Raw genomic sequence first — 13,649 nt, 5'->3', positions numbered from 1 at the left:
GCCGGAATCTATCTTAAGACCTCGTGTTCATTCCGTGAAAGTTGGGGCGTCGTTCCCGCTGGCCGGGAGGCTTGTTTGGTTTGTACTACTTGGATTCGCCAGATTCAATCTGACACAACAAGTCCATGCTGATACGCAACATTGGCGTACTCTTGGCAACGTGGCGTAGGGCAAACGTCAGACGTTCTCCCGGTTTGCGACTCCTGGGTTCGGCCCGAGTGAGGGAGCAACCATGGTGTCGGCTACATCGACTTGCGACTGGCAATGCGCGGCAGTTCGGGAGAGGGTTCGGTGACCGACGGATCGAACGGGTGCTCATCGCGTTTGAACGTCTCGCGGATGCGTTTGACGTAGCCCTGGGTCTCGGCATAGGGCGGAATACCGGCGTAGCGGTTTACCGCGCCTTCGCCGGCGTTGTAGGCAGCAGCTACCAGTGCGACATTGCCTTTGAAATAGGCCAATAGCCATCTCAGATAAGCCAGGCCGCCGCGAATGTTTTCCTCCGGGTCGAAGGGTTTCTTTACGTTGAAGCGTGCCGCTGTTTCGGGGATCAACTGCATCAGGCCCTGGGCGTTTTTGGGTGAAACGGCGCCTGGATTGAAATTCGATTCGGTGCGGATGACTGCCATTGCCAAGCGAGGATACACGCCGTATTCAGGCGCCAGTCTCATCACCAATTCCATTACCTTGCGGTGATCCGGCGCGGCCCTGGCGACAATGTCATGGCCGTCGCTGTCGAACAGGCACTCAGGCGGCTTGGTTACCGGGTCGCCTACCTGTCGCAGCATGCGCTGCGCCTGCGGGTGGCCCTGTTTTGCCGCCAGATTGAAGAAGTATGCAGCCGTGGCATCATCGCGGGGCATGCCGCGACCATTTGCATACATCCAGCCAAGGCTGTACTGGGATTCTGCATCGCCAAGTCGGGAAGCTTCGCAATAAAGCTGGATGGCTTTGGCAGTGTCCCGCTTTACTCCCTCGCCATGTTCGTAAGTCCTGGCTTCATTGCGCAAAGCAGCCAATTGGGTCGAGGGAGGCTTGATTACATCGGCCAATGCATTCCCGCCAAAACTACTCAGCAACATTGCCGAGCCGAAGGCCAACGGGCGAAGCTGAAAGTAGTTTGCGGGACGGGATTTCATGGACAACGGGTTACAGTCGCCAGATGTTTATGCCTTGTGCCTTGAAGGACGGAGCATCGAGCATGCACTTGACGTCGGTAATGACCCCTCCGCTTTGCAGTTTGGCAACGAAGTCGCTGGCCGGGCGTGCCTTGAATTCCGCATGGCCGACCGCAGCGACGATTGCTCCGGCTTTCGGTAACTGTTCCCATGGCAGCAAATCAACCCCATATTCATGTTGCGCTTCCCGGTGCTCCGCGACCGGGTCGTGGACGATTACCTTCGCACCATAGGACTCGAGTTCCCGTATGACATCTATGACCCGGGAGTTGCGAAGATCCGGACAGTCTTCTTTGAACGTTAGACCAAGAACGATGATCGGGCAATCCTTGATCGGATGCCCATTGCGCACCAACAGCTTGATGGTTTGTTCGGCGATGAATTTGCCCATGCCGTCGTTGATGCGGCGACCAGCGAGAATCACCTCCGGGTGGTAGCCAAGTTTCTGCGCCTTGTGCGTCAGATAATAGGGGTCGACACCGATGCAGTGACCGCCAACCAGGCCGGGGCGGAAGGGCAGGAAGTTCCATTTGGTTCCCGCCGCCTGCAGTACTTCGAGCGTATCGATACCGATCTTGTCGAAAATGATCGCCAGTTCATTCATCAGGGCGATATTCAGGTCACGTTGCGTGTTTTCGATGACCTTCGCAGCTTCCGCCACCTTGATGCTGGAGGCTGGGAAGACCCCCGCAGTGATTACGCTTCCGTAAATCTCGGCGACCGTGGCGAGCGTTTCCGGGGTGTCGCCGGAAACCACCTTGACGATCTTCGTGACGGTCCGTTCCTTGTCGCCGGGATTGATGCGTTCCGGAGAGTAGCCAACGAAGAAGTCCTTTTTCCATTTCTTGCCGGAATGCTGCTCGATGATCGGGATACAGACCTCTTCGGTTGCTCCCGGATACACCGTCGATTCGAAGACAACGATGGCGCCGTCCTTCAGGTTTTGACCCACAGCCTTCGACGAACTCACCAAAGGGCTGAAATCGGGTTGACGTGCATCATCCACCGGTGTGGGAACGGCGACGATCACAAAATCGGCCTGCTTGAGGGCTGCGGGATCGGTGCCGACTTCCAGGAAGGTGGCCGCCTTTAGGTCATCGGTGCTGACTTCGCCGGTTGGATCGTAGTGTTCCTTGTAGCAGGCTACTTTTTCTGCGGAGAGGTCGACCCCGATCGTGCGGAATTTCTTGCCGAATTCGACGGCAAGCGGAAGTCCTACATAACCAAGTCCGACTACGGCGATTGTTTTCATTGTTGGTCTCATTCAACAGTTACGATAATTCTTGGAAGCAAGATGCTCCCGGTCTTTGGGTAGTTCCTGCAAGAGCCTCTTGCTCGGTGACGTTTCAGCGGGGTAAACGCGATGTCGACGGCATCAGTGTGCCCCCTTTCCCGTCAGTACGACAACGACCGTTTCGAACATGATGATCAGGTCCAGCAGGAGGGAGTGGTTCTTAACGTAATAGAGATCGTATTGCAGCTTCTCGGCCGAGTCCTCGACGGTCGCGCCATAGTGGTAGCGTACTTGAGCCCAGCCGGTCAGGCCTGGCTTGACGCTGTGGCGGACGGCATAGAACGGAATTTCGTTGGTGAGCTGGTCGACGAAGAATTGACGTTCCGGGCGCGGGCCCACCAGGCTCATGTCGCCACGCAACACACAATAGAGTTGCGGGAGTTCGTCAATGCGCAGCTTTCGTATGATGCGGCCGATTTTCGTCGTGCGGTCATCCTGTTTCTGTGCCCAGATCGGTTTGCCATCCTTTTCAGCATCCGTACGCATGCTGCGGAATTTTATGACCTTGAACAATCGCCCGTTGCGTCCGACGCGTTCCTGAAGATACAGCACGGGCGTCCCGCTCTCGATGATGATCAGCAAGGAGGTCACGAGGATGACTGGGGCGGCAAGAATCAGCAGGATCAACGCGGAAACGATGTCGAACAAGCGCTTCACGGCGCTGCGGAACAGGCCTTGTCTAAATCCGTCACCAAATATGAGCCATCCCGCATAGAGCGATTCGAGGCGGATCTGGCCGAGGGCCTGCTCGAAGTAGCTGGCCAGATCCATAACACGGATGCCGTGCAGCTTGCAGTCGAGGAGTTCCCGCAGAGGCATGGAACCACCGCGACGCTCGCTCAGTGCGACGACGATCTCATGGACGTCGAGCGCCTTGGCGGTGTCAAGCAGGGAATGGCTGCGCGAAAGGATCTGATCGATCGGCACTGCTGCGCCGTCTTCATTCGGGCTGGGGAAGAAGCCGACGATCTGGGCCGAGGGATCGGATTTGTTCAGTGCATTTTTTACCGCAAGGGCGCGAGCGCCGGTGCCGAATACCAGAATACGCCGCGAAAGCAGTCCCGAGGACGATTCCCGCGGGGCGCTCACGCGATTGACCAGCATGCCGAAAATTGCCGACAGCGCGGAGAGTTGCATGAACTCCCGGCTGAAGGTCGTGACGGGAAACAGGCCGAAAATTCCATAGGCTAGCGGTACCGACAGATACAGAGAAAGTACGGCCCGAGCCCTGGATTCGGTCACGGTGCGGTTGTGAACTCGCTGATAGAGGCCAAGCAACGAATTGATCAGCAACATGGTGGCAGCGAGAATCAGCGCAAACAGAATCACATGCTTGTAATTGATCGGCAGGCCGTTGCCCACCCACATCACCGCGATGAGGATGCCGACGATGACAAACGAGAAGTCGAAGAGCATCTGGGCCAGATGGCGCCATCGAAACCAGCCGTTGAATATTTGAAGCATGTTCATTCCTCTGTGCGCAACCCGTCGAGCGGGATTCGGTACGCATAAGGCGGCTTGTCCGGATGTCCGTCCAGTACCGCTACCATGTTGCTGACAATGATATCGGGGTGAGTAAGGACGGCCTGTGCAGTATTTCACGGTGTCCGACAAACACTTCGGACGCCTTGATTTTGCTGCCTCTGCGCGGTGGTCGTGATGCCAAACGGGTTCGGGTCGAGTCCGGCCAGGGAAGGACCGAGACGGCCGCGGACACACTATCGCAATATGCGGGATGCCCCTTAGACCAGTACCTCGATTGGCCCAGGGTGCCCGAGGAACTGTTGCGGACTGGCGCTGGCACCGTAGGCGCCGGACTGGAATACGACCACCAAATCGCCCGGGCAGGCATCCGCGAGTTGCATGCGGTCTGCCAGCACATCGAGCGGGGTGCATAGGGGGCCGACGACGGACGCGGTGATCGTCGGCCCGGATTCCATGCGATTCCCGATTGCCACGGGGTAATTCTTGCGGATCACTTGGCCGAAGTTTCCGGAAGCAGAAAGGTGATGGTTCAACCCGCCGTCGACCACAAGGAAAATCTGGCCACGCGAAATCTTGCGGTCGACTACCCGGGAGACGTAAATTCCGGCCTCGCCGACCAGGTAACGCCCCAGTTCGATGACCAGTTCTGCTGCCGGCATGTCGGCACTGGCACGGTGAAGAAGTTTCTCGAGATTTTCGCCGATCGGTGTCAGGTCGAGGCGCCGTTCGCCGGGAAAATAGGGAATGCCGAAGCCCCCTCCCAAATTGAGGAAGCGAACCGGTGCCGGAGCGCTTGCGGCAAGCCTCAAGGCCAACTCATATGATTGCCGTTGCGCCTCGCAGATCGATTGCGCGCTGAGATTCTGCGAGCCGGCGAAGAGATGGAAACCCTCAAAACTCAGGCCTGCGCGCCCGACTTCGGCCAGCAATTCCGGTACGGCTTCGGCATCGACGCCAAATTGCTTGGGGCCGCCCCCCATCTTCATGCCGGATCCCTTGAGTTCGAAATCGGGATTGACGCGAACCGCTACCCGAGCGGCACAGCCAGTCTCGGCAGAAATGCTTGCCAGCTCATGAACCTCACGGAGCGATTCGATATTTACCAGAACGCCGGCAGCGACCGCCTGCGTCAATTCTGTCCGCCGCTTGCCCGGTCCGGCAAAGCTGATTTCCCTCGGGGCCGCCCCGGCATCCAGCGCGACCTTCAATTCGCCACCGGAAGCGACGTCGATACCATCGACCAGGCCCGCCATGACCCCTACTAGCGCCGGCATCGGATTGGCCTTCATCGCATAATGCAACTTGACGGCTTGCGGAAGTGCAGTGCGCAACTCGGCGACGCGAGTCTTCAGCATTTGCCGGTCATACGCGTAGAACGGGGTCTGGCCGACTCGTGCTGCAAGGCGTTCCAGGGGGATGCCACCAACCAGCAACTGGCCGGCAGCAACGCCGAATTGATTCATCGGTGCATGAACGGGAAGCGGACGTTCAGAAAGCGACATGGGGTTTCGGGCCTCGAAAGATGGCGAAATCAGGCGGTGTTTTTCTCGACCCACTCGGTCGATAGGGTTTTTCGGTCGATTTTTCCGTTCGGGTTGCGTGGCAATGGTCCTTCGCGTACCTCGATTCCGGCGGGCACCATGTAAGCCGGCATACGGGCGCGGCATTCCGCCAGCAGCGCTGCGGTATCGAGCGTGTTGCCGGCGGGTGGCGTCGCAATGACCTGAATTGCCTGTCCCAGCACATCGTTATCGACACCGAAGGCGACGCATTCGCCAACCAGTCGGGTGGCATAGAGAATTTCTTCCACCTCGGTCGGGCTGACCCGGTAACCGGAAGTCTTCATCATTTCGTCCCGGCGGCCGATGAAGTAGAGAAAACCGTCTTCATCCATTCGAACGGTGTCTCCGGAAAATACGGCAATTTCCGGAAGGACCAGCCCTGCCTCGCGTCCCGGGGTATGAGCCGGCAATGGCTTGTAACGCTCGGCGGTTTTTTCCGGATCGTTCCAGTAACCCATGCCGACCAGCGCCCCCCGATGAACCAGTTCCCCCGGCTCGTTGGGGGCGCAGGGGGAGCCATCCTCACGCAATACCAGGATTTCGGCATTCGGAATGGCCTTGCCGATCGAATCCGGCCGCCGGTCGACTTCGGCGGGTGGCAGATAGGTCGAGCGGAATGCCTCGGTCAGTCCGTACATCAGGTAGGGTTTTGACTTGGGCAGGTTCTTGCGCAGCAACGCCAGTGTTTCGCGCGGCATGCGCCCGCCGGTGTTGGCAAAGTAACGCAGGTGTTCGGTGATGTCTGCAGGCCATTCGAGTTGGGTCAGCTGGATGTAAAGCGGCGGCACAGCAGTCAATCCGGTGACTTTCTCCCGTCCGATGGCCTTCAGTACGTCGCGGGGCAGCAGGTAGTTGAGCAGCACGACCCGGGCGCCGACGTGAAAGGCGGTGGTCAATTGGCTGAAACCCGCGTCGAATGATAAGGGGAGGGCGGCCAGCAGCGTATCGTCCGCACGGTTTTCAAGATAACTGGCCACGCTCTTGGCGCCAGCGACCATATTGCGGTGGGAAAGCACGACTCCCTTGGGCTTGCCGGTGCTCCCGGATGTGTAGAGAATGCCTACGACATCGGTATCGATGACGCGATGACCGGTTTTCCGGGGCAGTGACAGGAGTTCGCTCCATCGGAAAAAGGCGACGGGTCCTCCCGATGGAAGGGGATCATGCGAATCCAGAACGACCACGTGGCGCAGGTCGTGGCATTGATTCAGCGTCTCCGACAGCAGGGCGAGGCGTTCCGGCGAAGTGACCAGAACACGAACGTTGCAGTCGCGCAGGATGTAGCCGATCTGCTCGGGTTTCAGCAAGGGATTGAGCGGGACGAATACTCCGCCCGCTGCCGGGGCGCCGAAACTGGCAATGACAGTCTCGAAGCGCTTCTCCAGGTAGATCGCGACACGTTCGCCACGCTGGAGTCCGAGGTGCATCAATCCGCCCGCAAAGTCGGCGACGGCTCCTTGCAAGCCTTCGTAGGTCTGGTTCTCCTTGCCGAAGACAAGGGCGGTTGCATCGGGTGAACGCTCTGCCGCAATGGCGATCAGTTCGGGAAGCAGGTTGGAATTTCGCATGAAGTCAGAGGGGAGTGAAATATTCTGGGATTCTCGGCTGACCGGACGTATGACAGTGTGTAGTATCTCACAGCCCCGTCCCGGATGCCCCGCCTATAATGGCGCCTCCGGAATCAAACCCCTTGGAGTTAGCCTTGAACATCAAGCAAGAAACTGTCGCCGTTCTGGAAGAAATTCTCAGCCTCAACGGGCGCAGCGCCGGCTTTTCCGACAAAACCCCGCTTCTGGGGGCAATACCTGAACTGGATTCGATGGCGGTCATCGCGGTCATCACGACGCTGGAAGAGCGTTTCGGATTCTCGATAGACGATGATGAAATCGACGGGGCGACATTTGCCACGCTTGGCTCGCTGGTCGACTTTGTCGAACGAAAGGTTGCTGCCTGAGCGCGATGGCAGTGCAAGAGGCCTTCTTTCTCCCGGTTGCAGGCGGGCAGCGCTTCTGCATCTTTCACCCACCCCGGGGCTCCGTGGCGCGTGGCGCGGTGTTGTACGTCCACCCTTTTGCCGAGGAGATGAACAAGGCGCGACGCATGGCCGCCCTGTTTTCGCGGGCGCTCGGCGAGGCCGGGTACGGGGTGTTGCAACTCGACATGCTGGGCTGCGGCGACAGCAGCGGAGAGTTTGGCGATGCGCGTTGGGAGGACTGGCGGGCGGATATCGCCACTGGGGTCGCCTGGCTTCAGGACCGTCTTCCGCTGCCGTTGACGCTTTGGGGGCTGCGCGCCGGGTGCCTGCTGACGGCGTCTGTTGCGGTCGACCTCAAGAAAAGGCCGAATTTCGTTTTCTGGCAGCCGGTGATTTCCGGAAAACAGCACTGGCAGCAGTTCATGCGCCTGAAGGCGGCCGCGGCGCTCGGGGCGGGAAACGGGAAGGATGTCCTCGACGGTCTGCGGCAGCAGCTGAACGCGGGAAACAACGTGGAAATTGCCGGCTATTCGATCAGCCCGCAGATGGCTGAAGGGCTTGCCGCTGCCGAGTTGCTCTCAGGTGCCGGGCAGGGCGGGCGTGTGGCTTGGCTTGAGATGTCATCGCGTCCGTCGGGCGAAATTTCCCCTGTCGCGCAGCAGCGGATCGAGGCATGGCGTTCGGCGGGCTGGCAGGTCGATGCCAGGACGACAAGCGGACCTGCGTTCTGGCAGACCAGCGAAATTGAAGAGGTGCCGGCATTGATCGATGCGACGCTGGATGTAATGAGAAGCTGGCAATGAGGATCGACGAACACGCCTTCCTGTTTCCATGCGCCGACGAGGCTTTGCTTGGTATCGCCTGCGTGCCGGAGATGGCGACATCGACCGGAATCGTCATCGTCGTGGGCGGGCCGCAATATCGCGTGGGCAGTCATCGCCAGTTTCTATTGCTTTCCCGTAGCCTGGCGCGGGCGGGTTTCCCGGTGCTGCGATTCGATTTTCGGGGGATGGGCGATAGCAGCGGCGTGGCACGCAATTTCGAGTCCGTCGAGGATGACATCGGCGCCGCGATCGATGCCTTCACGGCGCGCCATCCTGGAATCGAGCGGATCGTGCTTTGGGGCCTGTGCGATGCCGCCTCGGCCAGCCTGCTCTATTGGGAAGCCAGGCGAGATCGGCGGGTGTGCGGAATGTGTCTGCTCAATCCCTGGGTGCGCTCCGAAGCTACTCTGGCCAAGACCCATATCAGGCATTACTACGGTCAACGTCTTCTGCAGCGCGAATTCTGGACAAAGCTGCTGTCGGGGAAAGCCAATGTGCTCCACGCCCTGGGAGGGTTGTTCTCGAACCTGCTGCTGACCCGGAAGGTCGCCAAGGCGGAGTCCAGGAGTTTTCAGGGGCGCATGGCAAGTGCGCTTGGGGCGTTCGATGGGCCGGTCATGCTGGTACTGAGCGGGAATGACTATACGGCGAAGGAGTTCCTGCAATTCGCCGGTGACGATCCGGCATGGGACGGCCTGCTAGCAAGACCGCTGGTCACCACCCAGTCGTTGCCGGAAGCCGACCATACCTTTTCGTCGGCAGTCTGGCGCGAAAAGGTCGCCCAAGGCACCCTGGACTGGTTGCGCCAATCCGGCCTGGGGCAGGGAGCTGCATTGTCCGCAACTGGAATATCCGGGAGTGCAAGCCGATGACTACCAGCGCTATGAACCTGCGGGTGGAAACCTATCGCGAAGTCGGTGACTTGCCGGAACCGGTGCTCGCCGCTCTCGAACATGCTGAAACTTCCGATATCGAGCAGGGTTGGGCATGGCTGAACAATCTGATCCATAGCGTCTACGCTTCGGATCCCGGGGTGGCATTTCATGTGCTCTACGGTGGCCACGAAGTGCTCGCGGTGCTGCCGACACGTCTTGCCGACGACGGCCAGGTTTGGTCGCTCGGCAATTTCTACACTTCACTTTATCAGCCGTACCTTGCAGCCGGGTTGAGCGCCCAATCGCTCGCCTGCCTGCTGGCCGGCATTCGCGACATTCACGGCACGATTTCCGCGATGCGTTTCGCGCCAATGGATGTCGACGGGCGATGTTATCAACTTCTGCTCGCAGCCTCGCGCCAGGCAGGATTGATCGCCTTTCCATTTTTTTGTTTCGGGAACTGGCATCTGCCGGTCGAAGCAGACTGGTCATCCTATTTCGCTGGAAGGTCCAGTCAGATAAGAAATTCGGTCAAGCGGAAATCACGCGATTTCCAGCAGGCGGGCGGGGTTCTGGAGATCATTTCCGACCCGGCGCGAGTCGAATTCGGCATCGGCGCCTACGAGGCCGTCTATGCCGCGAGCTGGAAGGTGCCGGAACCCTATCCCGAATTCGTGCCTTCACTGATCCGGATGCTGGCAGCCAGGCGCTGGCTGCGCCTTGGGGTTGCGACGCTGGGCGGACAGCCCATCGCCGCCCAGATCTGGATCGTCGCACATGGCCGTGCCAGCATTTTCAAGCTGGCCTACCATGAGGAGTTCAAGCGCTATTCCGCCGGAACACTGCTGACGGCCGCCCTGATGGCGCAAGCGATCGACGCCGACGGCGTGAAGGAGGTGGACTACCTGATCGGCGATGATCCGTACAAGGCTTCCTGGATGACCAAACGGCGGGAGCGATGGGGCATCATCGCCTACAACCCGCGTTCGTTGCGGGGAGCGGGCCGGGCGCTGCGCGAGTACCTCGGGCGTGCCGTAAAGCCAATCCTCGAGCGTGTGCGTGGCAAGGCGGCTCATCATGCAAACTGACGAATTCCGGAGCACTAATTTGGCAGCACCGCTTGTGTCGGTCGTAGTGCCAGTCTACAACGGCGAGAAATACATACGTTGCGCCATAGACAGCGTACTGGCGCAAGATTACCGTCCGCTCGAGATCATTGTCGTCGACGATGGGTCTTCGGACGCTACGCTGCAAGTCCTGGCGGATTACGGGGATCGAATCCGGGTGTTCAGTCAGCCAAACAAGGGTTCGGCCGCGGCTCGGAACATGGGAACAAGAGTGGCGGAAGGGGCATTCATCGCCTTTATCGATGCAGATGATTACTGGTTCCCGGGAAAGATCAGCGCGCAGATGGCAGCCTTGCGGGAAACGGGATGCAGGATGTCGTTTTCGCAGTTCCTGTTCTGGTGTGCCGATGACAAAGGTATCTGGCCGGAACCGGAGTACGTGCTGGCCGAGAAGTCTGGATCCCGTTCGATGGAGGCGTTTGCAGAACCCAAATGGGTATACGCCGATTTACTGCTTGATTGCCTAGTCTGGACGTCGACGGTAGTGGTTGAACGGGATGCCTTGTTGCAAATCGGTGGCTTCGACGAAGATCTGAGGAAGGGGCAGGACTACGATTTGTGGCTCCGATTGTCGCGTGAATTGCAAATGGCATCGCTGGCCCAGGTGACCGCGCTCTATCGGACACATGGTGAAAGCATCACGCACGCGCCAAATTCTCGATGCTTCGAATACGAGATCGTTTCCAATGCCGTCAAGCGCTGGGGCGTGACCGGGCCGGATGGCCGAACGCCAGGGAAGGCGGTAGTGGTCAAGAGGATTAGACGGGCTGCATGCAATTTCGCTTCGAGTCACTGGAAATGGGGTAATCCCGGGACTGGACTGGACCTCCTGGATCGTTTGCGCAGGGAATATGGTCTCGGCATCGAGGGCATGATTCTCTATGCCCGCATCTTTTTGGCTAAAGCAGGTCTTTCTGGACTCAACAATCCCCGGGGGTCTGGGAGCTGACCATGTCCATATCCGAGCGCCAAATCAAAAGGGTGTCCGTCGCGAGGGGCGCGGTGCTGATGGTGGGCATGCGCTGGACGGATCGTCTCATCGGCTTGGTGAGTACGCTGATTCTCGCTCGCCTGCTGTTGCCGGAGGATTTTGGCATCGTCGCCATGGCTTCGATCGTCGTCGGGTTGGTCGATATCATTCTGGATCTGGGTGTCGGTTCGGCACTTGTTCAGAACCGGCAGGCCGGACGTGACGAATTCGATACAGCGTGGACGTTGCGTTTGCTTCAGTCTGCCTTGGTCGCGTTATTGATTTTCCTTTCGGCGCCTTTTGCGGCGGAATATTTCCATGATCCGAGAGTAATCGACGTGCTCCGGGTAATGGCGCTGTCCGCACTGATTAGTGGTTTCGAAAATATTGGCATCGTCGCTTTCCAGAAGAACATGGAGTTCGGACGTGATTTCCAGTTTTTCTTTTTCCGACGCATCGCCGGCTTTGTGGTGACCATTGCACTGGCTGTTCTGCTTCAATCATATTGGGCCATGGTGATTGGGGCTGCGGTCGGACGTGCGGCGGGCGTCGCGATCAGTTACGTGCTGCACGACTATCGCCCAAGATTTTCAAAAGCTTCCCTAGGGCAGATATGGTCGTTTTCGCAGTGGATTCTTATTGCCAACATAGGTGATTATGGGTTGAAGCAGATAGACAAATTCCTGGTGGGCAGGAGAACGGATGCGTCAACGATGGGCGCTTACGCCCTTGCCGACGATATTGCCGCCATGCCGACGACCGAATTGCTTTCACCTCTGAGTCGCGTACTTTTCCCGGTATTCGTCGATGCCGCGAACAATCCGGAGCGGCTTCGTGCTGCGTACTGCATGGCGGTCGGAGTCCAGAGCCTGCTTGCATTGCCTGCCGGTGTCGGCCTGTGCATGGTCGCCGGCGATGTTGTTCCGCTGTTGCTCGGGGAGCGATGGCTGGAAGCGATTCCCTTGATCAGAATCCTGGCGTTGATCAGCATTTTTTCCGCATTGACATACAGCAGCAGCTATCTGCTCATGACCCTGGGAAGGGTTAACCTGCTGGCGTTCGGTACCTGGATGAGGTTGGCGCTGATGGCGATGTTGGTCATTGTCGCATTTCCCGCTGCCGGCGCGCAGGGCATTGCCATGATACGGTTGGCGACAACTGCCTTGGGGTTTGTCTTTTTCGTTTGCCTGGTTTTGTATTATGTCGAGTCGATCAGGTTGATGGATTTTTTGAGAAATACATGGCGGCCGCTATTGTCGACCGCGATAATGGCTTTTGCCCTGAGCATCTTTCCCAGGTTCGATGCTCTTGCACTGTTTGCGCATGTACTCTTGTCGATTGCGTTTGGTGCCGGCGTCTATTTGTGCGCCATACTGATTTTTTGGAGGATATCCGGATGTTGCGACGGTGCCGAATCCTATTTTTTGGAGAAGCTTCGCTTGAAAGAGAGGTTTCTCGTATTGATGCGATGTGGAAAATGAATGCACGAAACTCTTCGTTACTGTTGATTTTTCTGATTGGGCTCTTCTTCTGGGCCAGGGCGGGCGCCGAGGTCGACGATTATATTTGCGGCAGCCTGCAGAACGCCTATGGTCCATTTGACTACCGTACCGACAAGGACAAGCTGGCGATCGTGGAGAGCTTCCATCTGACGTCCAATGTGGTCAATCTTATAAGTTCGCAATCGGCGGGAAGCATCGGCGGCGATCTCGATTACACCCTGCGCGCGTTTCCGAATCATCACGTCGCCTTGATGACGATGACAAAACTAGGCGAGAGGGAGAAGGCGGCGCGACCCAAGGGCGCGAAGTATTCTGTCCAGTGCTACTTTCATAGGGCGCTGAGATTCCGCAACGATGATGCCACGGTCAAGATGCTCTACGCCTCCTATCTGGTGAAGAATGGAAATCGGGTGGAGGCCTTGAGTCAGTTGGAGGGGGCAGCGAGCCTTGAGGGAGACAATGCAAATATCAACTACAACACCGGTCTGATCTATTTCGACATGAGGGAATATGACAAGGCGCTGGATTATGCGCAACGGGCGTATGCCTCGGGTTTCCCGCTACCGGGGTTGCGTGAGAAATTGAAGAGAGTAGGAAAATGGACGGAGCCGGTGGGCAGGTCCGTCGATTCTCCTTCAACGTCGGCGTCGAAGGGCGCTAGGCCGGAGTAGCGGTGTCAATTACGCGGCCATCTTGCGCGCTTCGTGAATTACTTCTCGGCAGACGAAGTTTTTCAGTTTTTCGCCGAGCCAGTTTGGAGTACTTTCAACTTACTTGCTCTGTTTGATTTCATGATTATAAAATTATGCGTTTGGTATTTTTGCGATGAGTGTTGAATTTTCCTGCGGTGGGGGTGA

General features: G+C 58.1%; 12 protein-coding genes. 7 read left to right on the top strand and 5 right to left on the bottom strand.

What is annotated here, in order from left to right; all coding sequences use genetic code 11:
• Positions 1-242: 242 nt before the first annotated feature.
• From GH660_RS16940 to GH660_RS16920, 5 genes are all read right to left on the bottom strand, one after another.
• The gene (locus tag GH660_RS16940) at positions 243-1,139 is read right to left on the bottom strand and encodes a transglycosylase SLT domain-containing protein (protein ID WP_153147944.1); all 897 of its coding nucleotides are present in this window, start codon (positions 1,137-1,139) and stop codon (positions 243-245) included.
• Positions 1,140-1,149: 10 nt separating this feature from the next.
• Complete coding sequence (locus GH660_RS16935) at positions 1,150-2,430, bottom strand: nucleotide sugar dehydrogenase (protein WP_153147943.1); 1,281 nt, start codon at positions 2,428-2,430, stop codon at positions 1,150-1,152.
• Positions 2,431-2,553: 123 nt separating this feature from the next.
• Complete coding sequence (locus tag GH660_RS16930; RefSeq protein ID WP_153147942.1) at positions 2,554-3,936, bottom strand: TIGR03013 family XrtA/PEP-CTERM system glycosyltransferase; 1,383 nt, start codon at positions 3,934-3,936, stop codon at positions 2,554-2,556.
• Between the two features lie 278 nt (positions 3,937-4,214).
• Positions 4,215-5,459, bottom strand: a complete 1,245-nt coding sequence (locus tag GH660_RS16925; RefSeq protein ID WP_153147941.1) for a pyridoxal-dependent decarboxylase, exosortase A system-associated — start codon at positions 5,457-5,459, stop codon at positions 4,215-4,217.
• A gap of 29 nt (positions 5,460-5,488) precedes the next feature.
• Positions 5,489-7,087, bottom strand: coding sequence for an acyl-CoA ligase (AMP-forming), exosortase A system-associated (locus GH660_RS16920; RefSeq protein ID WP_153147940.1), 1,599 nt, complete (start codon positions 7,085-7,087; stop codon positions 5,489-5,491).
• 134 nt (positions 7,088-7,221) lie between these two features.
• Here GH660_RS16920 and GH660_RS16915 point away from each other — a divergent pair, with 134 nt between their 5' ends.
• From GH660_RS16915 to GH660_RS16885, 7 genes are read left to right on the top strand one after another with little or no spacing between them, the layout of a single operon-like run.
• Entirely contained in the window at positions 7,222-7,473 is a 252-nt protein-coding gene (locus tag GH660_RS16915; protein ID WP_194266348.1) for an acyl carrier protein, read from the top strand.
• 5 nt (positions 7,474-7,478) lie between these two features.
• Positions 7,479-8,297 carry a hydrolase 2, exosortase A system-associated gene (locus GH660_RS16910; protein ID WP_153147938.1) on the top strand — a complete coding sequence of 273 codons (819 nt, stop codon included), beginning with the start codon at positions 7,479-7,481 and terminating at the stop codon, positions 8,295-8,297.
• The gene (locus tag GH660_RS16905) at positions 8,294-9,190 is read left to right on the top strand and encodes a hydrolase 1, exosortase A system-associated (protein WP_228276544.1); all 897 of its coding nucleotides are present in this window, start codon (positions 8,294-8,296) and stop codon (positions 9,188-9,190) included. Before GH660_RS16910 ends, GH660_RS16905 begins: the two co-directional genes overlap by 4 nt.
• The gene (locus tag GH660_RS16900) at positions 9,187-10,281 is read left to right on the top strand and encodes a GNAT family N-acetyltransferase (RefSeq protein ID WP_153147937.1); all 1,095 of its coding nucleotides are present in this window, start codon (positions 9,187-9,189) and stop codon (positions 10,279-10,281) included. The genes GH660_RS16905 and GH660_RS16900 overlap by 4 nt, the downstream gene beginning before the upstream one ends.
• Positions 10,271-11,269: a glycosyltransferase family A protein gene (locus GH660_RS16895; protein ID WP_153147936.1), complete on the top strand. Its 999-nt coding sequence runs from the start codon at positions 10,271-10,273 to the stop codon at positions 11,267-11,269. The genes GH660_RS16900 and GH660_RS16895 overlap by 11 nt, the downstream gene beginning before the upstream one ends.
• A gap of 2 nt (positions 11,270-11,271) precedes the next feature.
• Positions 11,272-12,771 carry a lipopolysaccharide biosynthesis protein gene (locus tag GH660_RS16890; RefSeq protein WP_153147935.1) on the top strand — a complete coding sequence of 500 codons (1,500 nt, stop codon included), beginning with the start codon at positions 11,272-11,274 and terminating at the stop codon, positions 12,769-12,771.
• Positions 12,768-13,463, top strand: coding sequence for a hypothetical protein (locus tag GH660_RS16885; RefSeq protein WP_153147934.1), 696 nt, complete (start codon positions 12,768-12,770; stop codon positions 13,461-13,463). The genes GH660_RS16890 and GH660_RS16885 overlap by 4 nt, the downstream gene beginning before the upstream one ends.
• Positions 13,464-13,649 lie beyond the last annotated feature (186 nt).

The organism is Dechloromonas sp. H13 (assembly GCF_009469615.1).
Classification (GTDB): domain Bacteria; phylum Pseudomonadota; class Gammaproteobacteria; order Burkholderiales; family Rhodocyclaceae; genus Azonexus.
The sequence above is the reverse complement of the archived record's forward strand: the minus strand, read 5'-3'. Positions and strand labels throughout refer to the sequence as shown.